23 protein-coding genes are annotated in these 23,700 nt (G+C 57.8%); 17 read left to right on the forward strand and 6 right to left on the reverse strand.

The window, feature by feature from the left end:
* Window positions 1-18 precede the first annotated feature (18 nt).
* The 3 genes from ACUVSA_RS07580 to ACUVSA_RS07590 all read left to right on the forward strand — a co-directional run bounded on the left by ACUVSA_RS07580 (window position 19) and on the right by ACUVSA_RS07590 (window position 4,480).
* Window positions 19-672: a 50S ribosomal protein L11 methyltransferase gene (locus ACUVSA_RS07580; protein ID WP_445894351.1), complete on the forward strand. Its 654-nt coding sequence runs from the start codon at window positions 19-21 to the stop codon at window positions 670-672.
* A 165-nt stretch (window positions 673-837) separates the two neighbouring features.
* On the forward strand, window positions 838-2,082 hold the full coding sequence (gene ilvA / locus ACUVSA_RS07585) for a threonine ammonia-lyase (protein WP_445892766.1): 1,245 nt from the start codon (window positions 838-840) through the stop codon (window positions 2,080-2,082).
* 7 nt (window positions 2,083-2,089) lie between these two features.
* Window positions 2,090-4,480 (forward strand): spermine/spermidine synthase domain-containing protein, encoded by a 2,391-nt coding sequence (locus ACUVSA_RS07590; protein WP_445894352.1) that lies wholly within the window; start codon window positions 2,090-2,092, stop codon window positions 4,478-4,480.
* Here ACUVSA_RS07590 and amrS read toward each other — a convergent pair.
* The 4 genes from amrS to ACUVSA_RS07610 form a co-directional block, all read right to left on the reverse strand.
* Complete coding sequence (gene amrS / locus ACUVSA_RS07595; protein ID WP_445894353.1) at window positions 4,452-5,621, reverse strand: AmmeMemoRadiSam system radical SAM enzyme; 1,170 nt, start codon at window positions 5,619-5,621, stop codon at window positions 4,452-4,454. The two genes, ACUVSA_RS07590 and amrS, sit on opposite strands and share 29 nt — an antisense overlap.
* 224 nt (window positions 5,622-5,845) lie before the next feature.
* Window positions 5,846-6,370, reverse strand: a complete 525-nt coding sequence (amrA, locus tag ACUVSA_RS07600; RefSeq protein ID WP_445894354.1) for an AmmeMemoRadiSam system protein A — start codon at window positions 6,368-6,370, stop codon at window positions 5,846-5,848.
* Window positions 6,364-7,386, reverse strand: a complete 1,023-nt coding sequence (gene amrB, locus ACUVSA_RS07605) for an AmmeMemoRadiSam system protein B (protein ID WP_445894355.1) — start codon at window positions 7,384-7,386, stop codon at window positions 6,364-6,366. Before amrB ends, amrA begins: the two co-directional genes overlap by 7 nt.
* A 2-nt stretch (window positions 7,387-7,388) precedes the next feature.
* Window positions 7,389-8,039, reverse strand: coding sequence for a cytidylate kinase-like family protein (locus ACUVSA_RS07610; RefSeq protein WP_445894356.1), 651 nt, complete (start codon window positions 8,037-8,039; stop codon window positions 7,389-7,391).
* 398 nt (window positions 8,040-8,437) lie between these two features.
* Here ACUVSA_RS07610 and ffh point away from each other — a divergent pair, with 398 nt between their 5' ends.
* The 14 genes from ffh to ACUVSA_RS07680 all read left to right on the forward strand — a co-directional run bounded on the left by ffh (window position 8,438) and on the right by ACUVSA_RS07680 (window position 22,878).
* Window positions 8,438-9,787 carry a signal recognition particle protein gene (ffh, locus tag ACUVSA_RS07615; protein WP_445894357.1) on the forward strand — a complete coding sequence of 450 codons (1,350 nt, stop codon included), beginning with the start codon at window positions 8,438-8,440 and terminating at the stop codon, window positions 9,785-9,787.
* A gap of 91 nt (window positions 9,788-9,878) precedes the next feature.
* Window positions 9,879-10,139 (forward strand): 30S ribosomal protein S16, encoded by a 261-nt coding sequence (gene rpsP / locus ACUVSA_RS07620; protein WP_445893104.1) that lies wholly within the window; start codon window positions 9,879-9,881, stop codon window positions 10,137-10,139.
* 44 nt (window positions 10,140-10,183) lie between these two features.
* Window positions 10,184-10,417: a KH domain-containing protein gene (locus tag ACUVSA_RS07625; RefSeq protein WP_445894358.1), complete on the forward strand. Its 234-nt coding sequence runs from the start codon at window positions 10,184-10,186 to the stop codon at window positions 10,415-10,417.
* A gap of 5 nt (window positions 10,418-10,422) precedes the next feature.
* Complete coding sequence (gene rimM / locus ACUVSA_RS07630; protein ID WP_445894359.1) at window positions 10,423-10,944, forward strand: ribosome maturation factor RimM; 522 nt, start codon at window positions 10,423-10,425, stop codon at window positions 10,942-10,944.
* Window positions 10,941-11,675 carry a tRNA (guanosine(37)-N1)-methyltransferase TrmD gene (trmD, locus tag ACUVSA_RS07635; RefSeq protein ID WP_445894360.1) on the forward strand — a complete coding sequence of 245 codons (735 nt, stop codon included), beginning with the start codon at window positions 10,941-10,943 and terminating at the stop codon, window positions 11,673-11,675. Before rimM ends, trmD begins: the two co-directional genes overlap by 4 nt.
* A complete protein-coding gene (locus ACUVSA_RS07640; RefSeq protein ID WP_445893108.1) occupies window positions 11,672-12,271 on the forward strand; it encodes an RNA methyltransferase in 600 nt (199 codons plus the stop codon). Before trmD ends, ACUVSA_RS07640 begins: the two co-directional genes overlap by 4 nt.
* Before the next feature lie 124 nt (window positions 12,272-12,395).
* Window positions 12,396-12,743, forward strand: a complete 348-nt coding sequence (rplS, locus tag ACUVSA_RS07645; protein WP_445894361.1) for a 50S ribosomal protein L19 — start codon at window positions 12,396-12,398, stop codon at window positions 12,741-12,743.
* A gap of 75 nt (window positions 12,744-12,818) precedes the next feature.
* On the forward strand, window positions 12,819-13,490 hold the full coding sequence (locus ACUVSA_RS07650; protein ID WP_445894362.1) for a ribonuclease HII: 672 nt from the start codon (window positions 12,819-12,821) through the stop codon (window positions 13,488-13,490).
* Complete coding sequence (locus tag ACUVSA_RS07655; protein ID WP_445894363.1) at window positions 13,459-13,833, forward strand: YraN family protein; 375 nt, start codon at window positions 13,459-13,461, stop codon at window positions 13,831-13,833. The genes ACUVSA_RS07650 and ACUVSA_RS07655 overlap by 32 nt, the downstream gene beginning before the upstream one ends.
* A gap of 18 nt (window positions 13,834-13,851) precedes the next feature.
* Complete coding sequence (gene rsmI / locus ACUVSA_RS07660) at window positions 13,852-14,754, forward strand: 16S rRNA (cytidine(1402)-2'-O)-methyltransferase (protein ID WP_445894364.1); 903 nt, start codon at window positions 13,852-13,854, stop codon at window positions 14,752-14,754.
* A complete protein-coding gene (locus ACUVSA_RS07665) occupies window positions 14,751-17,243 on the forward strand; it encodes a DUF3536 domain-containing protein (RefSeq protein WP_445894365.1) in 2,493 nt (830 codons plus the stop codon). The genes rsmI and ACUVSA_RS07665 overlap by 4 nt, the downstream gene beginning before the upstream one ends.
* Window positions 17,244-17,558: 315 nt before the next feature.
* A complete protein-coding gene (locus tag ACUVSA_RS07670; RefSeq protein ID WP_445894366.1) occupies window positions 17,559-18,707 on the forward strand; it encodes an ABC transporter substrate-binding protein in 1,149 nt (382 codons plus the stop codon).
* A 75-nt stretch (window positions 18,708-18,782) separates the two neighbouring features.
* Complete coding sequence (locus ACUVSA_RS07675) at window positions 18,783-21,941, forward strand: response regulator (RefSeq protein WP_445894367.1); 3,159 nt, start codon at window positions 18,783-18,785, stop codon at window positions 21,939-21,941.
* A gap of 16 nt (window positions 21,942-21,957) precedes the next feature.
* Window positions 21,958-22,878, forward strand: coding sequence for a GGDEF domain-containing protein (locus tag ACUVSA_RS07680; RefSeq protein ID WP_445894368.1), 921 nt, complete (start codon window positions 21,958-21,960; stop codon window positions 22,876-22,878).
* 232 nt (window positions 22,879-23,110) lie between these two features.
* Here the strand turns inward: ACUVSA_RS07680 and ACUVSA_RS07685 are convergent, their stop codons facing one another.
* Window positions 23,111-23,362 carry a hypothetical protein gene (locus ACUVSA_RS07685; protein WP_445894369.1) on the reverse strand — a complete coding sequence of 84 codons (252 nt, stop codon included), beginning with the start codon at window positions 23,360-23,362 and terminating at the stop codon, window positions 23,111-23,113.
* Entirely contained in the window at window positions 23,326-23,556 is a 231-nt protein-coding gene (locus ACUVSA_RS07690; protein WP_445894370.1) for a DUF3782 domain-containing protein, read from the reverse strand. Before ACUVSA_RS07690 ends, ACUVSA_RS07685 begins: the two co-directional genes overlap by 37 nt.
* Window positions 23,557-23,700: the final 144 nt, after the last annotated feature.

Raw genomic sequence — 23,700 nt, forward strand, 5'->3', positions numbered from 1 at the left:
AGCAGGGCGTTTTCGATCATGAAACTGCGCGTCAAGAAAATACCTTCCATCATTGTCAGTCCTTTCTTGCCGTGGGAGCCTCAAAGAGTGTGGCTTCGAGTGCGCACCCGTCATGTCTTTCATCCTTTTCATGTGACGACGCGTCTTTGTTTAGAAATCTTCGGGGACTGGAAAAGCCGGCTTTTTTTTGACGAAGCCCGCGTGCTGGACGTGGGGTGCGGATCAGGCATTTTGGCCTTGGTGGCCGCCAAACTTGGGGCTCGGTGGTGTGTGGGGGTGGACCTTGCCCGCGAGGCCATTGGGCGATCTCGAGAAAACACGGAAGCCAACGGCCTCCAGGAAAGAGTAGCCTGGGTGCATGGTTCCATTGAGGCCATCGGCGGCACGTTTGACACCGTGGCGGCTAACGTGCCGTGGCCGTGTTGGGAAGCCTTGTTGCAGCACATCGTGGATCGTGTGGCCGAGAACGGAGCGCTCGTTGCCTCAGGATTTCAAGACCTGCAGGCGCCTTTTCTCGAGGCGTCTTTGCGCGGACAAGGGTTCCTTGTCGTAGAGCGTCGGCAAGGCGACCTGACTTTTGTTGGGGTCCCTCCATCGGGAAGCTTCACCTGGTGCGCTTTGCTTGCCGCTCGGGGTGCTTGGCGGGGGCATGAGCCACCTGCTCGAGCATAGACTCGAGAAACCAAGGCCGCCCGGAGGAATCCGCCCAACAGTGCATCGTGAAGGAACGGCGCTGGCCGCGAAACCCCATGGCACGGTGCGCCCATACCTTCCGACGAAGTCGAAAATGAAGGGGGAAGCAACTTTCTCGAACCTACGCTGGAAAGGAGCTGAGCCATGGGAGTCCGCCTGGAGGACATACAACGAGCCGCTCAGGTGCTGCACGGCCGCATTCTCAGAACCCCTCTGGTTTATTCTCCCACCTTCAGTCGCCTTTTTAATGCGGAGGTGTATCTCAAGCTGGAAAATCTACAAAAAACCGGATCCTTTAAAATCCGCGGAGCTACCTACAAAATGTTTCGGCGCCGAGGGGATCTGGGACCCAAAGGGGTTGTGGCGGCATCTGCGGGAAACCACGCGCAAGGGGTGGCGCTGGCGGCACGCCAGGCCGGGGTTCCGGCCATGATTGTGATGCCCGAATGGGCGTCGCTCACCAAACAGGAAGCTACGCGATCCTACGGGGGGCACATTCTGCTTCACGGCCGCACGTTGGGAGAAAGCCTCGAAAAGGCCAAGGAACTCCGTGAGCGAGGCTACACTTTCATTCACCCCTACGATGATGCGGACATCATCACGGGCCAAGGGACCATCGGCTTGGAAATCCTGGAGGACTGTCCCGACGTGCAGGCTGTTCTGGTGCCCATCGGCGGCGGAGGACTCATTGCCGGCATTGCCTCCGCCATCAAGGCTGTGCGACCCCAGACAGAAATCATCGGGGTGCAGGCCGAGGTGTGCCCTTCGGCCTGGCAAGCTCTACGGGAAGATCGCGTGGTGCGCGTTGAAGGAAGCCAATCCATCGCCGACGGCATCACGGTCAAGGAACTGGGATATGAGCCCTTTGCCACGATCCGCAGCAGCGTATCTCAAGTGGTCTTGGTGGATGAGGAACACATCGCCGAAGCGATCTTGCTGCTCTTGGAAAGGAAGAAGGTCCTGGCCGAAGGAGCCGGCGCCGTGCCTTTGGGAGCCCTGCTCATGGGACGTCTTCGATGGCCTTCGGGAGCAAAGATCGTTCTGGTGGTGAGCGGCGGCAACGTGGATAGCCCCCTCTTGGGGCGCATTTTGACCAAGGGGCTGGTCAAAGGCGGCCGCGTGGCACGCCTTACGGTGGAGTTGCCGGATGTGCCCGGATCCCTTGCCGGATTGCTTGCCGTTGTGGCCTCCCAAGGCGCCAATGTGCTGCACATTGCCCACAATCGCCATGTCCCGCATCTTCCCATTCACGTCACCTTGGTGACGTTGGAAGTGGAAACACGAGGCTTTGCGCACGCTGCATCCCTGCTTTCCGCGGTGCGCCTGTCAGGATACACGCTGGTAGGGTGTCGCCCACCGAGGGAAACCGCCTGTCAGGCGCTTTTTTGACGAAGTCATGACCGCGATCAAGCCCCGGCGCATTTTTCACGGAACACCCTTTATCGTGGTGTCCATGTTGGGTGAAGGGTGTGCCGCCACGGCAACCCAAGTCCTTGTGCTGCGGGAATGTTTGGCGATCTTTTACGGCAGCGAACTGACCGTTGGTGTGTTGTTGTTCTTTTGGCTGGTGTGGACCGGGCTGGGAAGTCTCGTGGCAGGGCGCGTCCTCAGCCGCTTGTTGCGCCAAAAGCCCCGTCGTTCGAATCTCTTGGGTGTGCTGGTTTCGCTCTACGGCGTGCTGATTCCTGCAACGCTCTTATGGATTCGAGCCTCTCGAGGGATTTATGGATTGCCGCTCGGCGAGATGGTCTCCTTTATTCGCATGGTGCTCATGACGGCCCTCATGACGGCGCCCGTCTGCGCCCTTTTCGGCGTGTTTTTCGGATCAGCCTGGGCCCTTTACGCCTCGGCCGGCGACACGGATTCCACGCACGCTCCCTATCGCCTGTATGCTTATGAAGGCCTTGGAGCCACCCTTGGAGGGATGTGGCTCTACGTTTTTTTGTTTTTTCGCGGCCCGCTTCTCTATGGAGCCGTCTTTCTCGGGGCGCTCCTGACCCTATTGGGTATCGGGCGGCTGATGGCTGACCGAGGGCGAAACCCGTTGTGGCGGTTTCTGGTGACGGTGACGGCGGCCGCTGCCGTGTGTGGCTTGGGGCTTTTGGAAGAGCCCAGCCGCCGATGGCAGTGGGGTTCTCAAGTGGTGGCCGTAAAAGACACCCCTTACCGCAATCTGGCCCTTCGACGGGACGGCATCCAGGAATCCCTCATGGCCGACGGCTTGTGGCTCTTTGCCTACCCCGACCCGCAAAGCGCCGAAGAAGCCGTCCACTTGACCCTGCTTCAGCATTCATGGCCGCAGCGGATCCTGATGCTGGGGGCGGTGAGTCCAGAAGAGCTTGTGGAAGCGTGCCGGTACACCTCTGTGGAGCGCATCGATGTAGTGGATCCGGACATGACGGTGCAACTCTTTGCTGAGCTGCAAAGAAAACATCCTGAAAAGAACTTTGGTCAAGAAAGCCTACTGGAGGTCTTGTTCCAGGACCCGCATTGGACCTTAACCGTTCCATGGAGCCACCTTTTTGATGGCGAAGGGTGTCGTGTGTCTTTGCTCAAAGCCGATATGCGCCGCTATGTGGAATCGACCCGCCGTTCGTACGATGTGGTGTTCTTGAACGCCGGAGACCCCATTTCTCTCGGCACGAACCGATTTTTTACAAAGGAATTCTTTCATTCCCTAGTCGGCGTGTTGCGCCCGGGTGGGCTTGTGAGTTTCCATGTTTCGGGAGCCGAGGACATGCTTGGGGCGGCCCAGGCCACGTACTTTCGAGCCATGGTCCTCACCTTTCAATCGGTTTTTCCTCATTGGGTCGTCTATCCAGGGGCACGCCTTCGCGTGGTGGGTTCTTTGCAAGCCCATGCCCTGACGGAGGATTACCGGGTCTTATCCGGTCGCCTTGTCGCGCACCGCATAAATTCGGTCTATGTACGCCCGGACCGTCTGGAAAACCTCTTGGATCCCGTGCGTCTGGCCTACTTTCGATCCCTCGCTTTTTCTGAAACGGCGATCCGCTGGAATCGCGACCTGGACCCTGTGGGCTTTCTTGCCGCCACCGCCGTGTGGGCGACGCCGTTTTTTCACGGCGTGAACAACCTTGTGGAACCCTTGTTCGAGTCGCCCATTCCACTGCAAGTGGGAATTGTCGGCGTGTGTGCCACGACCCTGGTTTTTGCGGGCATTGGGCTGCTGCGCCGTTCTTTTATGGCCCCGTTGGCGGTGGCCATGGCTGTAGGGAGCATGGGAGCCGCCCAGATGGCTTTTCAGATTCTGCTTCTCTTTCTTTATCAGGTTGCGGCCGGAGCCCTTTACGCCCACCTCACGGTGATGGTCACCGCCTGCATGGCGGGCCTTTCCGCAGGGGCTTTGATTGTCCATCGCTACCAAGGAGCATTGGAAAGAGTGTTTGGGACATTTCTTGCCGCGCACGGCTTGACCGCTGTGGCTTTGAGCGTCTTTGCTTGCTTGTCGGCCGAATTCTCGGCGCTGGGTGGGCTTTGGCCCCTGTGGGGTGTTCTTGCGGTGTGTGCCGCCCTGGCGTGCTTTGGAGACATGGCGGGGGGAGCTCATTTTGCGCTGGGTTGTTTGGTGGCCGAGAGAGTGGGATGGTCAAGCAGCGTTGTGGGAGGGTTTCTCTATGGAGCCGACATGCTTGGGGCTGCCGTGGCCGCGGCAGTGACGCCGCTTATTCTTGTTCCGGCTTTTGGTGTGCAGGCTGTTTTTTACCTGTATGCAGTTTTTCTCTTTTTTGTCCTTGGCTTCAGCGCACTGAGCCTTCGGCAGGTTTAAGGGGGTTGGTCCAGAGGCCCGGCAGGCTGGTCCCGCATCGAGTGCAATGTCCCTTGTCAAAGGCTTGAAGACGCACGGCGTATCCGGTTCTTTCAATGACCACCGTGCCGCATTTGGGGCAATAGGTGTGTTCGCCGGGATGGCCCGGGACATTGCCAAGATACACGTAGCGCAAGCCTTCACCCATGGCGATGTCCCTGGCCTTTTCCAGAGTGGCCACCGGCGTGGGCGGCAAACTTTGCAGCTTGTACCTGGGATAAAACCGGCTGAAATGCACAGGGGTGTCTTCGCCCAGCGCATGCAGAACCCAGCGGCTCAGGTCCCGCAGATCTTTTTCCGAATCGTTGCGGCCCGGGACCAGAGGGGTCACCACTTCCGTGTGCACCCTATGCTTTTTAAGTTCTTTGAGGGTGCTCAAGACCGGTCCCACAAAACCTTCGGTCATGTCCCGATAGTAGTCGTCTCGAATGGATTTGAGGTCGATGCAGGCGGCGTGCAGGTAGGGGATGAGGTCGTTTAAAGGCTGGGAATTGACGAAGCCGTTGGAATGCATGACATTGAGAATCCCTGCTTGAGAGGCCAGAATACCGATGTCTTTCATGTATTCGAAAAAGATGGTGGGCTCCACGTACGTGGAAGCAATGGAATCGCATCGAGACCGCAGGGCCAGAGCCACCACGTCTTCAGGGGACAGGGCTACGTTCAGTGTGTTTTCGGGACGCGCCTGGGAAATTTCCCAGTTCTGGCAAAACTTGCAGTCCGGGTTGCATCCGGCCGTGGCCAGGGAAAAGGATCGGCTCCCTGGAAGAACGTGGAAAAAAGGCTTCTTTTCCACAGGATCCACGTGGACGGCACACGGATTCCCATACACCAGCGAATAGTAGACGCCGTTTCGATTTTCCCGCACCTCGCAGTAGCCTCTCTCACCAGGGTCCACTTCGCATTCTCGAGGGCACAGAGTGCATCGAATGCGGCGGTTTCCCAAAGGCGTGAAATAGGGAGACGCCTTAGGTTGCATGAAACCCTTTTGAAAGGAAAGCGCCCAAGCCCTGGAAGGTTGTCGAAAGGCATCGGTGCACCACGAAAGCGTTGCCCAGACGGTGCCTCGAAGTAGGGTGCAGCAAAAGGTTCGACGATCCATGTCCGTTGCCTTTCCAAAAGCAAATCCGAAAATGGCTTTTTGGGGCCCTTTTCGTTTCATTTTGAAGGAGCGCCGCAAGGCGCGATAAGGAATTACGGCTTGCGCCGCTTCTACGGCTTCAGGCCAAAAGGCTGCGGCCAAGCCATTGTCAAACAAGCTCTTTTCGAGAAACCGCAGAAGGTCACGCCCCGAAGCGCGACGGCCGGAGGCTTCAAAAATCCTTGCTACTTTTCATGGATCACTTCCGCCGTAAACACAAAAATTTCCGCAGCCGGGTCTTTCCAGGCTTCGGGAGGTAACCCAGCTTTTCGACATGTTTGCCGAAGAAAAGTTTCCGCGTCCCAGCCCTGTTCCAGAGGGACCTGGGGAAGCAGAAGGCCGGCCTGCGTCTCCTTGCGAAGGTAGAGTCCGTGAGTTCCCACTCGGAGTTGCGACGCGTCGCGCAGCCGCGCCAGAGGGGACAATACGGAGATTTCCAGTTCCACGTCTTTCCATTCATCGGGAGTCATGGAAGGTAACCGCGGATCATGAAAGGCGGCGGCCACGGCCATGCGTGCAACGGTGACCGCCAGGGGCCATCGAGCCTCGATCTGCCCGATGCATCCTCTCAGTTGCCCACGGCGTTTCAACGTGACAAAGGCTCCACAGGGTTCCTGCAAAGCCGGCGGAAGTGTGGAAAGATCGATGTTCGGCGGATTCGTGCCGAAGATTTTGGCTTCAAGGGTTTCCCGTGCGAGAGCCATCAGCATGGCTTTTTCTTCCGCCCGAAGCGCGGGGGGGGCGATGGCGTTGAGAGGTTCTGAACAGGGGACTGCGCCTGCTGTGCGGCGTCGTGCCAGACCGCCGCGGCGGCATAACCCACAACCCGACTCTTTTCTCCAGTGACATCGGCGGATGTGGCGTAGCGAAGGAGACTCACCTCTTTGGCGCCCATTTTCTGAGCGTAAAGCAGGAGAGTGAGCAGAGGGGCGGCGCCGCACGCTTCACACACTCCGGAACGCAGCTCCTGCCAGATTTCCCGCGCTTCCATGTGCCGAAGGCGTTCCAAGACACGCGCGTCTATGCGCCGAGCTTCTTCGTCAGTGTGATAGTGGGAAAGGTCAGTGCTGGCCACCACAAGAAACCGAAAAGATGTGGAAAGGTCACGAAGCGTTTGCGCGAGCCGTTCGCAGGTGTCCCAAGAAGGGTGCCCAAAAACGAGAGGGACGAGGCGAAAGACAGGCAGCACCACCTGCAGAAAAGGCAGCTGTATCTCCACGGCATGTTCCGTGGTGTGGGCCGGAGGATAGTCGTGGACGTCGGGGCACTTGTTGAGAATCGATTCAATGAGCTCAGTATGCAGGGGCACCTGGCCCAACGGTGTGGCAAAAGGCCCGTTGCGAAATACGGACACTCCCGTAAAGGCCACGCGGTGGCTTGGCGCTAACACCACGACGGCATCCACAGGGCGTTCTTGCACCATTCGGTAGGCGTAAGCGGCCACGGGGCCGCTGTACATAAGACCAGCATGAGGCGCCACGATGCCCAGAAGATCCGCATCGAAAGGCACAATTTCGTGAAGACGGGCTTGTTGAAGATACCCCTCGATGGTGGAACGCAGGTCCCTGGCCTCGGCCGGGTACCAGGTGCCTGCGAGAACAGGGTGCCGAACGATCTCCTGCGACCAAACCGGTGTAGCCTTCCAGTTCAGAAAGCCCGGAAGACACCCCGCGGCCAGCACGATGGATGTCAGCCTTTTCAGGCACCGTCGTGCCGATGGCCACAAATTTAAGCGGTGGTGGTTTTTTGGATCCATTGGGCCACCCAGTCCACGGCGTCGTCCAGAGGAATGCGGCTGAGGTTCAAAACCGCGTGGTACAGGTGCGCATCATCCCAGGCTCTGTTGAAATAGTGTTCCACATATTCCGCCGATTCCCTTTCTTCACGCTCGATGAGGTCTCGAGCAGAGCGCTCGTCCATGTCCATGTTTTCGCGAAGCCAACGAATGCGGTCTTCCAGGGTCTTGACCAAGCGTAGATGAATGGCTTTGGGATGATCAGCGAGAATGCACTGCGCTCCCCACCCGAGAATGATGACGTTGTCTTCGGCGGCCACTTTCTGCACCAGCTTGACGGTCACATCATGATAGCTTTTGTCATCCAACCGGCCATAGGAGCGGTCAACCACCTTTTGCACGACACTGGAGGTGTAGCGGTCGATGAAGCGCAGCAGCTTGGATTCCCTTTCCTTATGAAAGCTTTGGGCTTCGCTGGGGGAAATGCGCAGCTCCTTGGCTGCTTCGGCCACGATCTGTCGGTCAAGAATGTCGTAGCCCAAACGGTCTGCCAGCTTCTTCGCAAATTCTTCGCTTTGGGATGCATATTCCTTACTGATGGTGATCACCGCCATGACCGACCTCCCGTTGTCCGAGTGTGGCATTCCGAAAATGCCTCTTTCAGCTGGATGCGACCCTAAAAAAGTGCCAGCCCGTGGACGGTTATAAATGCGTTCTCAGCCACGTTCCTGAGAACCCGTCCGAGAGAACGCCTTCGCTGGGGGTTGCTCCCGGCGCACAAGTGCTCAGTACGGACACAAGAAACCTCGAACGGCATTCTCGGACAAGCTCTCAGCCTTTGAAGCCCTTTGGAACGAGCGCGCCTTCCCGGAGTGCCCGAATGCCAAGGGTGACACGGGGCACGTGCCAGGATGGTCTGACAACGCATAAATCTTTCAGATTTCTCGTTTCTTGACACACGCAGGTTCAAAATATAGCATGGGCCGCGGCGGAAAAAAAAGCCAAGAAATCCAAAGCGCAAGCCGCAGAAACGGACGGGATCATGTTTGACAGCCTGAGCTCGAAACTAGAAAAGGTATTTCGCCGCCTCAAGGGCTATGGAAAACTCACGGAACATAATATTCAGGACGCTTTGCGTGAAGTGCGCCTTGCCCTTTTGGAAGCCGATGTGCATTACAAGGTGGCCAAAGATTTCATGGCCAGGGTTGCTGAAAGGGCCGTGGGACAAGAGGTCATGCGAAGCCTCACGCCCGGCCAGCAGGTCATCAAAATCGTTCATGAATCCCTGACCGAGCTCATGGGCGGCACAGCCATACCTTTGGACCTGTCCGGCAAGCCGCCTCAGGTCATCGTGTTGGTGGGACTGCAGGGCTCAGGGAAAACCACGACCGCAGGGAAGCTGGCCAGGCACTTGGCCAAGAGCGGGCGCAAGCCCTGCCTCATTCCAGCCGATGTCTATCGCCCCGCAGCCATCGATCAGCTCATGACCTTGGGTCGGCAGCTGCACATTCCCGTCTATGCGGCGTCCCTTCAGGACAAGCCTGAAGAGATTGCCGCATCGGCTTTGGGTTTTGCCAAGGAAAGCCGAAGTGACGTAGTGGTTGTGGACACGGCGGGCCGACTGCACATCGACGCGGACCTCATGGAGGAGCTCAAGCGCCTCAAAGCCATTCTGCATCCTAAGGAAATCCTTTTGGTGGCCGACGCCATGACCGGTCAGAACGCGGTGCAGGTGGCTGGAGCCTTTCACGAAGCCTTGGAATTGACCGGGGTCGTCCTCACCAAGCTGGACGGGGACGCTCGAGGCGGTGCGGCCTTGTCCATTAAGGCGGTGACCGGGTGCCCCATCAAATTTGTGGGGGTCGGCGAAAAGCTGGACGCTTTGGAAGTTTTTCACCCGGACCGAATGAGTTCCCGAATTTTGGGCATGGGCGATGTGCTGAGCATCATCGAAAAAGCCCAGGAAGCCTTTGACGAAGAAGAAGCTTTGGATTTGGCGCGAAAGTTTCAAGACAACTCCTTCAGCCTTGAAGACTTTCGCCGGCAACTGCGCCAGATCAAGAAACTGGGTTCCTTGGAATCCATTCTCAAGATGCTTCCCGGCATGGGCATGCTCAAGGAACTCAAAAAGATGCAGATTGACGAAAAGGCCTTGGTGCGCACTGAGGCCATAATTAATTCCATGACCAAAGAAGAGCGGCGTGATGCCTCCATCATCAACGCAAGTCGCAAGCGGCGCATTGCCATGGGCAGCGGCACCAGTGTGCAGGAAGTGAACCAGCTGTTGCGTAGCTACGAAGATGCTCGGCGCATGATGCGGCAGGTGATGGGGGGCGGTAAACCAGGAAAGAAGGTCAAGAAAAAGAAAGTGAAGGCATTTTTCTCTTTGTGAGTCGAGCCCTCTGGTGTATAGGGCAAGAATTTGTTTTGAGCCCGTGTGGGCCGTGAGGTAATGTGATCAAAACAGGAGGGAGAAGACCATCATGCCGGTTCGTATTCGATTGGCTCGTCGGGGCAGCAAGAAGAGACCCTTTTATTCCATCGTGGTGGCCCATTCGGAAGCCCCTCGTGACGGTCGGTTCATCGAGCGCGTTGGAGCCTACAATCCTTTGACCCAGCCGGAAACTGTCACTTTCAATACGGAGCGTCTGCGGTATTGGCTCGAACAAGGTGTGGAGCCGACGAGGACGGTCATGAGCCTGATTCGCAAGCATGCGAATGTGAGTCTGCCGGAGGCTTCCTGAGGGACCTGAGGGTAGGCGGCGCTGAGAAAACGGAGGGGTGGACCATGCTGAAGGAACTCATTGAGTACATGGCGCGGGCGTTGGTGGACAAGCCGGAACATGTGCGTGTCTTGGAAATTGAAGGGGAACAAACCTCCGTCATCGAACTGCGAGTGGCCAAGGAAGATTTGGGCAAAGTCATCGGCAAGCAAGGTCGCACGGCCCGCGCCATGCGGACGATCCTCAGTGCCGCATCCACAAAGATTCGAAAACGGGCGGTTCTGGAAATCATCGAATAGGTCCTATGAGCGGTCCGCGCTGGGTGGCCGTGGGAAAAATTGTCAGGACTCATGGAATTCGGGGCGCGGTTGTGATCGCTCCCTATGGCGATACCCTCTATCGTCGCCAATGTGGCCAGTGGCTCTTCGTGCAACCCTCCACGAGCGGGGTTCCTCGACCGTTGCGTCTTGTGGAAAAGCGGCCCTTGGGCGCCGAATGGCTGGTGCGCTTTGAAAGGATGGAAGGCGTGGATGCTGCCGAGCGGTTGGTGGGGCTGGAGGTGGGGGTTCCCGAGGACGAATTGGCGCCGCTCAACGACGGCGAGTATTACCATCACCAGTTGGTGGGTTTGCGAGTGCTGAGGAAAGATGGGGTGGCTTTGGGCCGAGTGGTTGGCATCATGGAAACCCGAGCTCACGATCTCTACGTGGTGGAGACGGACGCAGGCCGTGAGGTGTTGCTGCCCGCCGTGACGGAGATCATTCGCGAGATTGACGTGTCCCGTGGGATCATGGTGGTGGATCCCCCGGAAGGATTGATCGAATGATCTTTGACATCCTGACGATTTTTCCCGGCATGTTCCAGGGTGGGCCGCTCAACGAGAGTATTCTGGGCAAGGCGCAAGCAAGAGGGTTGGTGACCGTTCGCGTGCACAATTTGAGGGACTACGCCACGGATCGGCACCAGATGACCGACGACCGACCTTTCGGCGGGGGTGAAGGGATGGTGATGAAGCCCGAACCCATTGTGCGCGCTCTGGAAGCCCTCGCCCCTCTGGGCCCTTCGGCTCATGTGGTGCTTCTGACGCCCCAGGGCTCCCTTTTTGACCAAGTTACCGCTCGACGATACAGCCATTTGAAACGCCTGGTGCTGGTGTGTGGCCGTTACGAAGGCGTGGATGAAAGGGTGGGGCAGTATTTTGTTGATGAGGAAGTCTCTATTGGGGATTTTATCCTCACGGGAGGCGAACTGGCTGCCATGGTGGTGATCGACGCTGTGGCTCGACTGCTTCCCGAGGTCCTGGGCAATGAAGCTTCGGCAGAGGCGGAATCCTTTCGGGAACCGATCTTGGAGTATCCCCAATACACCAGGCCTCAAGAATTTCGAGGACTGAAGGTGCCGGAGGTGCTCTTGTCCGGAGATCACCGGCGCATTGCTCGGTGGCGCCGTCAACAGGCGCTTTTGAGAACGCAGAAAAGGCGGCCGGATCTTTTTGCACGACTGCACCTGTCCGAACAGGACCTGGCGTTGCTTCGCGAGGGGGAAAACGCCTCATGAGCGACCCCAGGACGGTCAAGGGTCCTGTGCTTTACGTGGCGCTGGTGCATGCCCCAGTGAAAAATCGACGCGGGGAAGAAATCGCGGCCGCCGTAACCAATCTGGATTTGCACGACCTTGCCCGGCTTGCCTGCACCTATGAACTCCCCGCCTGTTACGTGATCACGCCGCTGAAGGATCAACAGGCGTTGGTGCATCGGCTGATCCATCACTGGCTGCACGGGATTGGTGGACAACTGCATCCGGACAGGGAACGCGCGCTTCGGCGACTTCGAGTGGCTTCCACCTTGGAAGAGGCCATTGCCGATGTGGAAAGGGAACAGGGGCGGTCTCCGTTTCTGTGGGCGACATCGGCACAGGGCAGCGGCACGGATGTAGCGCCTTCGGAAGCTCGAATGATTTTGGAAGCCACAGGCCGACCCGGCATGATGGTGTTTGGCACGGGATGGGGGTTGTCCGAAAAGGTCTGGAGGCTCTGCCATGGAACCTTGAGACCGGTGCAAGGCCGGGGGGATTACAATCATCTTTCGGTGCGATGTGCCGCGGCCATCCTTTTGGATCGGTTTTTCAGAGAAAAGGGGCCCTCGGCACTTTGATGTTTGCGTGTCAGCTCTTTTTGGAGTATGTAAGCGATCCGCAGTTCCCGACAAGACGCCGGTGACCGGCGCTGCGGGCTGCATCATGTGGATCGGCAATGGGGTAGACAAGTGGAGGACGATCATGGGTTTCAATGTGATTCAGAGTCTTGAGCGCGAACTCATGCGCGTGGATATTCCGGAGTTTCGCGTCGGCGACACCGTGAAGGTGCACGTCAAGATTCGAGAAGGCGACAAGGAACGCATTCAGGTTTTTGAAGGTGTGGTCATTCGTCGGCATCGAGGCGGCGTGGGAGCCAGCTTGACGGTGCGCAAGGTCTCCTACGGCATCGGAGTGGAGCGCATCTTTCCCATTCATTCGCCGCAGATCGACAAGATCGAAGTGGTGCGTAAAGGTCGCGTGCGCCGCGCCCGGCTGTACTACCTGAGGGAACGTTTGGGCAAGGCGGCTCGCATCAAAGAACGGCGATAGTCGATCTGGGTCATTCCACGAGCCTTGCCCACAGCCCGCGGATTTTCTCAAGCGGCTGCCCAGGATAGTCCGCTCATGCAAAGAACCTTGTTGGAAGCCCCGCCGGAGGACGGGTTCGATTTTGATCACAAAATCCGCCGGCGGGGTTTTCGTCTTTTAGCCGGCGTGGACGAAGCGGGGCGCGGCCCTTTGGCCGGCCCTGTGGTGGCCGCTGCGGTGATCCTTCCTGAGGGAAAGGATCTTCCCGGCGTGGTGGATTCCAAGAAAGTGCCGGCCGCACGCCGTGAAGCATTGGCTGAAGAAATTCGGCAGGCAGCCGTTTCGGTCAGTGTGGGTGTGGCGAGTGCCGAGGAAATCGACCGGACCGATATTTTGCGGGCCACCTTGGCGGCCATGGTTCGAGCCGTCGGCGGTCTTGAAATCCGTCCCGACCTTGTGCTCATTGACGGTCCCTATACTCTGCCCCTTGCCAGCCCTCATCGAGGCGTTGTCAAAGGAGATGCGCGCAGCCTTTGCATCGCGGCGGCATCCATTGTCGCCAAAGTGTATCGCGATCAACTCATGCACACCTACCACGAACAATATCCCGATTATGGATTTGCCCGTCATAAAGGCTATCCCACCCCGGAGCACTTGAAGGCGCTTCGGCGGTTCGGTCCGTGTCCCATTCATCGACGATCATTTCACGGCGTGTACCTTGTCAAGGATGCGGTTTATGGACCATCAGCGGGTGCGAACCGGCCGTGACAGCGAGACTCTGGCTTTGACCTACCTTCAAGAGCAGGGCCTGAAAATCCTCGAAAGAAACGTCCGGTGCTCTCTGGGCGAGGTGGATCTTGTCGCTCGGGACGGGGAGACGTACGTTTTTGTAGAAATACGATCCCATCGAAGCGCTTGCTGGGGCATGGCCGAGGAATCCATCGGCCGAGCCAAAAAGATGCGGGTGGTGCGCGTTGCCCTGTGGTATCTGAAACATCGGGGTTTGTTAGGAATGCCGGTGCGTTTTGACGTGGTGGCCGTGCAGTGGATGGGCAATGATGCGCGGATTCGGTGGATTCCCGGAGCGTTTGATGCCCAGGGGCTGGGGTGATGGGCCAGGAGCAGGCACATGAAGGAAAGAGGACGCACTCCGGCCAAACATGGCGCGGGAACCTTGTACGTGGTGGCGACGCCTATTGGAAATCTTCAAGACATCACTCTGAGGGCTTTGGAGATTTTGCGTTCTGTGGGCTACGTTGTGGCCGAAGATACGCGGCACACGCGAAAGCTTTTGACCGCCCACCAGATTCGCGTGCCGATCCTCAGCTTCCATGCGCACACCTCTGCCGAAGGTCTGGGACGAATCGTGGATCTTTTGAAAAAGGGAGCGCAGATTGCCCTGGTGACGGACGCGGGTACACCCGGCATTTCCGATCCTGGGGTGGCCCTGATTCAGGAAACTGTTCGCCATGACCTTCCTGTGGTTCCAATTCCTGGGCCGAGTGCGGCTATAGCTGCTTTGATCGTGTCCGGGTTGGCTTCCCAGCCCTTCGCTTTCCTGGGATTCCCGCCGTCAAGGGGCGCGCACCGCACCAAGTTTTTTCTTCAGTATGCGAGCCTTTCCATGACGCGAGTGCTTTACGAGTCGCCACGGCGTTTGCCGCGCACCCTTCAAGATATTCTCGACCACTGGGGAAACCTTCGATTGGCCGTCGCTCGAGAACTGACCAAAGTGCATGAACAAGTGTTTCGAGGGACTGTCTCCCATGCCCTGGACGTTTACAAGGAAGGCACGCGCGGGGAAGTGACCCTGGTAGTGGAAGGTGCGCCCGCTGCTTTGAAAAGTGAGGGGTTGCAGAACGTTTCTTGGAAGGAGACCCTCCAGGCATATCTGGACCAAGGGGATTCCCTACGGCACGCCGTGGAAGAGGTGCAAAAGCTCTACCGGGTTCGTCACCGGGACGCGTACCAGGCGGCGCTGCACTTCAAGCGGCACAAGGACGAAGAACCCGATAAAGGAGGATTTTCATGACGGCCAAGCCTCAGGGGGCGTGGCGCGGTGTGTGCCTGCACGGCCACTTCTATCAACCGCCTCGAGAAAACCCATGGCTCAACGCCGTTGCGCGGGAACCCAGTGCCGATCCCGATCACGACTGGAACCGTCGCATCACCAACGAATGCTACCGTGCCAACGCGGCGGCTCGCCTCGTGGACCACGAAAACCGCATTTTGGCGCTGCGCAATAACTATGAATGGCTGAGCTTTGATTTCGGCCCTACCTTGATGGCCTGGTTGGAAAAGCATGATCCCTGGGTAATGCAAAGGCTTGTGGAAGCGGACCGGCGCAGTGCCAAGCGTCTGGCCGGCCGGGGAAATGCTCTGGCTCAAGCCTATCATCACATTATTTTGCCTTTGGCTAACCGAAGGGACAAGGAAACCCAGGTCTACTGGGGGATCGCCGAATTTCGTCATCGCTACGGACGCAACCCCGAAGGGATGTGGCTGCCGGAAACCGCCGTGGACCACGAAACGCTGACGGTGCTAGCGGAGGCCGGCATACGGTTCACCATTCTGGCTCCCCATCAGGCGGCTCGATGGCGTTTTGTGGAAGGAGAATCCACGGTGTGGCGGGACGTTCGAGACGGTGCCATTCCCTATGGTCGAGCATACCGGTATCAATGCCCTAACGGCAAGTGGATCCATCTCTTCTTCTACAACGCCGACATCGCTCGCGGCATTGCTTTTGAGCGGCTTCTGGAACACAGCTCCCGGCTTCTGTCGGCGCTTCGTGCGGCCTTTGCCGATTCCAATGCCCTGTCCGGGGAGCCGTGGCTGGTCCATGCCGCCACCGACGGCGAATCCTACGGGCACCATTTTAAGTTTGGGGACATGGCTTTAGCCGCGGCCTTTCAGGTCTTGGAAAAGGAGGCCACCATAGAGCTAATGAATTACGCGGCTTTTCTGGATCGGTTTCCCGTCAAGGCTGAGGTGGAGATCGTGCCGGAGACGGCGTGGAGTTGCGCCCACGGTGTTGGGCGATGGCGCACAGATTGCGGATGCCAAAGTGGCGCCCATCCCGAATGGCATCAAAAATGGCGCGAGCCCCTGAGGGAAGCTCTGGACACGGTGCGGGACGCCATGGCCCTTCATTTTGAAAAGCAAGCGGCCGCAATGCTTAGGGATCCATGGGCGGCTCGAAATGACTATATCCACGTCTTGCTCAAGGGCACCGCCGAAAAGGAGCCTTTTTTTCAGAGACATCAGTTAAAACCCCTGGGGCCGGATGAGAGGCGACAAGTGCTCGAACTGATGGAAATGCAACGGGAAGCTATGGCCATGTACACGTCCTGCGGATGGTTTTTTGACGATGTCAGCGGCCTGGAAACCCAGATGATTCTTGCCCATGCCTGCCGCGCCATGGAATTGGCGCGCCTCACCGGGGCTTCCCCTTTGGAAGAGATCTTTTTGAGGATCTTGGAAAAGGCGCCCAGCAACCTTCCCGAAATGGGGCATGGAGCCCACGTGGTTCGTCGTTTGGTGATGCCCAAGCGCATCTCAGCCTTTAATGTGTGCGCGGGAGTGGCAATGGAATCTCTGGCCCTGAAAGCGCCCTCTAGGGAGCGCCTTCATGTCTTTAGGCTTCGGCCTTTGCAAGAGCGTTTTCTTTGTGAGTACCCCGTGCCGTGCCAGGTGGGCATCATAGACGTGGAAGATGCCCGAACGGAAAGGAACACCCGATGCGCTTACGCGGTCGTGCACTTCGGAGGTTTGGATTTGCGGGTCTCCGTGAAGCCCATGAAAGACGAGGCCGCATTTGACCCTTTGGTTCGAAACCTGCAAACGTGCGCCGTGGAAGGGGTGGCTTCTCTACTGCGCTGCCTGGATGATATGTCGGAGGCCGAAGCGTATTCCCTCAAGGATGTTCCCGAAGATGTGCGCATGGGCATCGCTTACAGGCTGGCTGAGGATCAGCTTCATTTTTACACGGAATTTCAAAAGCGCTTTTTCAGCGCGCATCAAGCCCTTCTCTGGTCCCTGCGGGAATGGGGCATTGCCTTGCCGCCGGACATCAAGGATTCCGTGCGCCGCATTGTGGAGCGTCAGATTCTCGATGTCTTGAAACCCGTGCTCAAAGAAGAAAATGCAAGGGAAGGCCATTTTCGCGAAAACGGAGCCGAGGGAACCTTTCGACGCCAGACCTTTCTGGCCCGCCTGGAATTCCTGCACACGGCCTTGGCCTCCTGGGGCGTGCCTCAGGATCTTCCCGAAGTGCACCGTGCCTTGACCAAAGCCGTGCGCACGGAATTGCGCCGCATTCTGGAATCCCAGGGCGTACCCCTGGAAAAGCTGTGCCTGTTGGTGGACATCGCTCAAGCCCTTCGCATGGGGTTTAAGGACTGGTGGATTCCGACCCTATGGTGGGAGCTCAGCAAACGGTTGCATCACAGCGATCTCAGCTCCCATCAGCGATCGTGCCTGCGCAGCTTGGATGTCTTGAGTTCCTGCGCTTTTTTGTCCTGATCGAAACTTCGGCTGTCGGCAGCGTGCCCGACCACGGGCTGGCCGGTGCTTATGGTCAGAACGTGGGCTCTCGGCCATGTTCAAGAGCGGACGGACTTGCGCCATCCTTCGGTGCTAAAGCCGCCAGAGCGGGGTTTTTCCTTATTACCTCATTACCTCCCCAGCCCACGATCCTTCCGTGAAGCCGTCCCGTAGCCTGACCGAGAATACTTTGACCAAACGTTGGCAACCCCACCCAAAAAGATTTTCTTTCGATCCGGTCGGGCAAAAAAGTCTAAAGTTGTGTCAAGAATTCGCCGATTACCGAATCAATCCATGGCAGAAAAGCAAAGGCAGCTGGGGGTAAGCGGGCTTCTGGATGCCCGAAGCCTCTGGAAGAGAAAGGGAAGGCGGGGCATAAGGTCCATGAAACACATGGGGTTTCTTCTGTGTTTTCTGGTCTCATGGGTGCCCCTGAAGGGCTGCTTCTTCAAGGATCCTGTCCGCGTGGGTTTTGTCGGTCCCCTGACGGGGCGGTTCTCCGATCTTGGAACGCACGGCCGCAACGGGGCCATGCTCGTTGCGGAATTCGTCAACGCCTCGGGGGGCGTGAAGGGAAGGCCCCTTGAACTCGTCCTTGCAGACGATGAGGGGACCGTCTCCGGAGCGGTGGCCTCGGTCCATCAGCTGCTGTCGCAGGGTGATCGCATTTTTCTTGGACCCATGACCAGCACGCAGGTGCTAGCGGTCCTTCCTTCCGTGGATCAATTCGACGCCGTGTGCCTCAGCCCGACGGCATCTTCCCAAGTTCTGGATAATCGAGCCGACGCCCTGTTTCGCATGGCCCCTTCAGATGCTGTGCAGGTGGAAGCGTTGGCCGAGCGCATCCTGTTGGACCGGCATGCGCGCACTGTCGTCGTCCTCTGGGATGCGGACAATGAAGCCTTTGCCAAGGCGTATGCCGAAGGTTTTGGGGAGGCTTTTCGTCGAAGAGGGGGCATTGTTGTGGCGCAGTACCCGTTTCGGTCCTCCATGCCGAGCGCATGGGAGTCCCTCATGCAGCCTATCCAGCATACGGGCTCTGAGGCGGTTCTAGTGATAGCGTCCGCCAAGGAAACTGCTTACCTGTGCCAGTGGCTGGCCCGGAAAGGCATCAAGGCCGCCGTATTTACGTCCTTTTGGGCTCGGTCGGCGGAGCTCATGGTCTACGGGGGGGCGCACAGTCGAAGGCGTGGAACTGGTGAGCGCTGTGCATCTGGATCCCGAGACGTCTTCTGCGGAGATGAAAAAGTTTATAAGCGCTTATCGGCATCGGTTCGGCAAAGACCCAAACCACGCCGCTGTCTTCAGCTACGAAGCCGTACTGCTTCTCACACGCGCCCTGGAGAAATCCCTGGACGGGCACATTCCTTTGCGCACCGCTCTGATTCAAGACCACGAGATGGTCGGACCGACCGGGCCGCTGCGCCTGACTCCTTCAGGTGAGCGCATTCTGCCGTGTGTGGTGGAAAAGGTTGCGCAAGGGCGCTTTCATGTGCTGCGTCGCCTTGGAGAGACGAGATGAAAAGTGCACCTTTGGCATCAGTCGTGCGATCTCAAATGGGACCCAAAATCTTTTTCTTAAGCCTGATCGTGGTGTCTTTGGCCATTCTTCTTGTGGGTTATCAGCAATTCCAGGCTCTGCGTAACCATCACCGTCAGGTTATTCGCCCCTTGATAACATCCCTTCAGGCCTACATGACGCATGCCTCGTCAGCGCTCCACATCTTAGCTGACGTGGATCTGCGGGACATCAACGGTCGCCCGTCGATTCTGGAGAGGGCCCATCGTGCCGTGCCCTATTTCGATCGTCTGATCGTCACCGACGCCCAAGGCATGGTGCTCGTCAGCCATCCTTCCGGCATTGAAGGCATGGACTTCTCCGGGTTTCTTCCATCTCTGCTTAAGGATACCGAAAACCTTGAAACGGTCTCCGATCCCTATGTGTCCCAGGAAACCGGAAAAGTCACGGTTTCCCTGACCGTTAGGCGCGCTTCCTCAGGCTTCGTGATGGGGGAACTGAACCTTTCGCAGATTCAAACCTACGTGGAATCCGTGGTGGATGCGACGGGTGCCGGGGACATCGCCTTTGTGGTGGACAGCTACGGGAACGTCGTGGCGCACCCCAATCGGGATCTGGTGGCCCGGCAGACCAACCTAAGGCATATTTCGGTACTGGATCGTGTGATTTCGGACAGAAAACTCCACGTGGCCCTGAGCAGGTGGGATGCCACGTGGTATCTGGCCACGGCGGCGTTCATGCCCGAACGCGGCTGGATTCTTTGTGTGGCCACGCCTCTGCGGCGTCTTCTGAGCCCGGTGGCAGAGGCATTGGGGCTGGCAGTAATTTTGTTGTGCGTTTCCACAGTCCTCATGTTGACAGCGGCCAAAAAACAGTTGGAAAGGGTTGTCGAAAGACCTTTGGAACGCTTTTCTCGGGCTTTGGCCTATGTGGCCGAAGGTCATGCCAGCGACGTGGATCGCCTGGAACCTTGTGGCGTGGCTGAATTGGACCGCGTGGTGGGGGCTATGAAACAGATGGCGGATACCGTAGCTGCTCGGGACCATGAGGTGCGCCTGACCCTGGAGGCTTTGGAAAAAAGCAACGAAGAACTGGAGGAGGCCATCGCGCGGGCCAACCGCCTTGCCGTGGAAGCGGAAGTGGCCAATCAGGCCAAGAGCCTCTTTCTGGCTAACATGAGCCATGAAATTCGCACGCCCATGAACGGCATTCTGGGCATGAACCGGCTGCTGCAAGACACACCTCTGACTCCCCTGCAAAGGGAATACGTGGACATCATTCAGAAAAGCGGCGAGGCGCTGTTGTCCCTACTGAACGATATTTTGGATTTCTCCAAGATCGAAGCGGGCAAAATGGAACTGGAGCACGTGGATTTCGATCTTCGGGCCCTGGTGGAAGGTGTGGCGGAGACTATGGCAGTTAAAGCCCATGAAAAAGGGCTGGAACTGGCCTGTCTGGTGGATGCGGCCGTGCCCCGCTATCTTCGAGGGGACCCGACGAGGTTGCGCCAGATTCTGCTCAACCTGGTGGGCAACGCACTCAAGTTTACTGAAAAAGGAGAAATTGTTCTCAGTGTGGCGCCAGCGGAAAGCGAACCCCAGCAGGAAAGGGTGTCGGTGCGATTTGCCGTTCGAGACACAGGAATCGGCATTCCCAAGGATCAGCTCGATGCGATTTTTCAGTCTTTTTCCCAAGCAGATGCGTCCATTACGCGAAAGTACGGCGGCACAGGCCTGGGCCTAACCATTTCCAAGAGGCTGGTGGAAATGATGGGCGGTGTGATGGGCGTGGACAGTGAAGTGGGGAAAGGGTCCACGTTCTGGTTCATGGCCGCGCTGGAAATGGGCGAAGGCTCTGAGAAGACAGAACACTTGCGCGTCGATGAAACAGTGCTGCAGCGCATACGGAGCACGCGCGTTTTGGCGGTGGACGACAATGCCACCAACCGCTTTGTGCTTACGGAAATGCTTCGGGTGTGGGGCTACGCCCATGATGAGGCGCCCGACGGGCCGGCGGCATTGGCCAAACTTCGAGAGGCTCAGGGCAATGGAACGCCTTTTCATCTGGTGATTCTGGATATGCAAATGCCTGAGATGGACGGGGAGACAGTGGCACGGCAGATCCGCGGCGATCCGAAACTTTCGCACACGCCATGCCTCCTTCTCACGTCTGTGGTGACACCAGCCTTGGGGGAACGACTCAAAAAAGAGGGGCTGTTCCGGGCGGTTCTGACCAAACCGGTCAGGTACTCCAAGCTCTATAACGCACTCCTGGCATGTCTCGATCTCGCCCAGGAGGTGCACGACGAGGCTCTTGCCCCGGAGAGTTTGAGCCCGGGCAAAGAAACGCCAAACCTAGTGGTGCTTCTGGCGGAAGACAATGCGGTCAATCAGAAAGTCGCAGCTGGGTGTCTCAGCAAGCTGGGGTGTCGTGTGGATGTGGTGAGCAACGGCAAGGAAGCTCTTGAGGCGCTTGGCCGGCAGACCTACGACCTGGTGTTCATGGATGTGCAAATGCCGGTTCTGGACGGTTTGGAGGCGACGCGAATGATTCGAAAAGGTTTGGTGCCGGTCAAGAATCCTCGCGTGCCCATCATCGCCATGACGGCCCACGCCCTTCCTGGCGACAGAGAAGTATGCCTCAAGGCAGGCATGGACGACTATGTTCCCAAACCTCTTCGCCTGGAAGATCTTCGGGCGGCCATTGAACGGCAAAAGAACCGCACCGCGCAGGGAGACGCCGTGGTTGAAAAGGAGGCTGTGAAAGCCGTATCAAGCTTTGCCGCAGGGGCGACCGTGGATCACGAAGTCTTCCATTGGGACGAACTGGTGGATCGCCTTGGAGGGGACATGGATCTGTCGTGGGAAATCCTTTCGGAATTCGTCGCGGAACTTCCGCAGCGCCTGAAAGAAATTGATGAGGCCCTGGAAAAAGGCGACATGACGGTGACAAAACGCCTGGCTCACAGCCTCAAAGGAGCCGCCGCCAATATCTCGGCCCATCGGCTCAGTGAAGCGGCTCGGGCTTTGGAGCAGGCCGCAGACCCTGAAAATCCGGGCGATCTTTTCCCGTTGTGCTCCGTAGTCAAGGAACAGGCGGATCGATTGACCATGGCGGTTCACGATGTGGGGGCGTCGTCAGAGGCTGTAAGCTTTTAATGGGGGAAAAAAGAGCATGAAGATTTTGGTGGCGGACGACGATAGCACAACGCGGAGAATGGTGGCTTCTATGCTCACCAAATGGGGCTATGAGGTGGTGACGGCGCCGTCAGGAGATGCCGCCTGGAATGTCCTTCAGGGTGAGGATTCGCCGAGGCTGGCCGTTTTAGATTGGGTCATGCCCGGGATGGACGGTGTGGATATCTGTCGCAAAGTGCGTGGGGAAGTTCCCACGGACCGCTACGTCTACATGATTCTCCTGACCGCCAAAACCAGCCGGCAGGAAATCATTTCCGGTTTGGAAGCCGGCGCCGACGATTACATGATCAAACCCTTTGACCCCAGTGAACTTCAGGTGCGTGTGGGCATCGGGCGCCGCATCATTGCCCTGCACGAAGAACTGGTGGCCGCCCGCGAGGCCTTGCGCGTTCAGGCCACCCGCGATGCTCTGACGGGAACGTACAACCGAGGCGCCGCGTACCAGAGGCTGGTGGAAGAGGTGGACCGAGCGGTCAGGGAAAAGCAACCCTTGAGTCTGCTCATGATGGACATCGACCATTTCAAGAAGATCAACGACACTTACGGCCATCTTGTCGGCGATCATGTGCTCAAAGAAACGGCGGCCCGCGTGCAGAGCGTGATCCGTTCCTATGACATCGTGGGTCGCTTTGGTGGGGAAGAATTTCTGGTGGTGCTCCCGCATGCCGACACGGACTTCGCCATCGCTGTGGCCGAAAGGATTCGCGCAGCCGTTTCTAATCGCCCCATCCTTTCCGGCTCGGTCGCCGTCTCGGTCACCCTCAGTGCCGGGGTGGCCACGGCCCGTGGCCCCTCGGTTCCCGACGCCCTCATTCAGTCTGCCGATGAAGCCCTGTACCATGCCAAACGCACGGGACGAAACCGCGTGTGCGTCGCCACCGAGCGCTGTGCGGCTTAGACGGATTTTCCTCCTGGCCCCTTGGGGATTATCCCCTTTGGGTGGGGCCGCTGGTTTTCATCCGGCTCACGCCACGGTGAATGCCATCTTTCCGGCAAACGCGAGCAGCGCTTCCTTAGCGCTGTTTGTAAGACAAAACGAGCTAAGAATGGGACCTTCTTGGAAAAATCTGACGGCAGACAACGTTAGGGGGTTTATGGAGAAAACCTCTGGGGTGGCGCCAGAGAGGAGATTATTCGCTTGGTTTGCCAGGCTTCACATCATTGGCGTGACTGTAGACCTCGATGCCCAGTCTGCGGGCCACCTCTTTGGCCTGGTCGTCCAGCATGGGGGAGATGACGAGTTTTCGCACAGCTTTTTGCTGGTAACGGTTCTCATATAAACGCGCCTTTCTTTCAAAGGCGTACATGTCCGATTTGCTGATGGAAGATTTGATTTCGCACAGGATCAGCAGGTTGTCATGGATGACGACATCCAGCTCCACCTGATCGGGTTGTCCGAAAACCTCCCCCCCTTTTCATCGTATTCGGTGACGTTCCGCACTTCGACACCGAAAGACTCCTCCAAGATGGCTTTGAGGCCGTTTCGAAAGGAGGCTTCGGAGAGCAATCCCCAGCGGGCTCCCAGGGCGCCGATGCTGCTCTCATGCTTTTGCGCCTGCGCCTTCAGTGTCTCCAAAATACCATTGATGGTTTTCTGATTGGCCTCCCATTTACGGTTCTGCTCCTCCCATCTTCGATTCTGCTCATGCCATCTTCGATTCTGCTCCTCCCTTTGCTCTTCCCATCTTCGATTCTGCTCCTCCCATCTTCGATTCTGCTC

The sequence above is a fragment of the Desulfosoma sp. genome, from assembly GCF_052743555.1.